This is a genomic window from Petrotoga sp. 9T1HF07.CasAA.8.2 (genome assembly GCF_002895585.1).
In the GTDB taxonomy this organism is placed as follows: domain Bacteria; phylum Thermotogota; class Thermotogae; order Petrotogales; family Petrotogaceae; genus Petrotoga; species Petrotoga mobilis.
Map to the genome: position 1 here is coordinate 1 of NZ_AZRI01000053.1, position 1243 is coordinate 1243.

Annotated in this window: 1 protein-coding gene; it reads right to left on the reverse strand. The window is 33.9% G+C overall.

Going from position 1 to position 1243, the window contains the following annotated elements:
- A partial coding sequence (locus tag X925_RS10210) for an ISL3 family transposase (RefSeq protein WP_121959888.1) occupies positions 1–1138 on the reverse strand: 1138 nt, incomplete at its 3' end.
- Between the last annotated feature and the right edge of the window lie 105 nt (positions 1139–1243).

Here is a 1243-nt window from a genome sequence, read left to right on the forward strand (position 1 = left end):
CAAAAGCCCTTTTAGTAAAACCTCTAAGTTTAGAGTTCATACCTTCTATTTTACCGTTAGTGATATTTGTTTTTATGTGCAACAAGATACCTTCTATGTGATTTAAAAGAGTCTTAGCGGCTTTAATCATTTCGGGTATATTGGATTTCATTACCTTTTCATACCATCGTTTAAAATACTTAGCTGCATAAGAAGGTTTCTTGTAATCGAACATCTTTTTGAACTCAAGTACCAATCCGTAGGCTTGAACTGTGTCAAGATGTTGATATTCCATCAATTCATCGAGTCTAACTTTATCTTTCTTAGTAAGGTTGTTAGGATTTTTTAATAGCAAGTATTTTGTCCTTTTGAGTATTTCATGGTACCCTTTATTCTCTCTGGCTCTCACTTTATCAAGTTGGACACTTAATACATTAAGCACATGGAATTTGTCAAATATTATCTTTGCTTTTGGGAAATGTTTCCTTGCTCCAGCTTTGAAAGGCACCGACATATCCATGCATATGGACTCTATGTCTGTTGGATCACCGTTTTTTTCAGTGTATCTCTCTTTGAATGATAGAAAGGTTTCTGCATCTTTTCCATCAGCTATATGTACAACCTTTTCTCGTTCCACATCTAAGAAATTGGTTAAATATACATGATGCTTTTTCCTTGCTATTTCATCAACAGATAACGTTTTTATTGGTTCTTTTGAGAAATCTTGTTTTTCTAATTCCTTTGAAACGTAAAAGTCTAATATTCTCCACAACCTATTTTGGGTTGTATTATACTTTTTAGCTATCTCAGCAACCGTCATGTGGTTGTACAACTCGAGAATAAACGCTTCAAACAATAAGGTGAATCCAGAGTTTTTTCGAGCCCAAGGAACCTCTACAGTCTTTGTTCCATCATCTGTTTTTATCCTAGCTACCCTTGCATGTATGTATGTTTCATACTGGAATAAGTTTAAGTGTCTCCAACTCCTTTGAACCGTATCGTATGCACTGTAATATTTACCATTGTATTCGAACTTTGCACCTTTTTTGAAATCCACATATATGTTGATTGTATTTCCTTGTTGTTCTATCTCTTCTATGTACCATGGCTCTGTTATATTCAGTATCTGTTCAAAAAATTTTGGTAACTCTTTTCTCATCTGGTATCACTCCCTATATGTTTTGTGTTCTTCTACATGATACCAGATTATTTAATCATTTGTTCATATTTCATTTTTTCTACCCACACTTTTTGGAAGAGAACC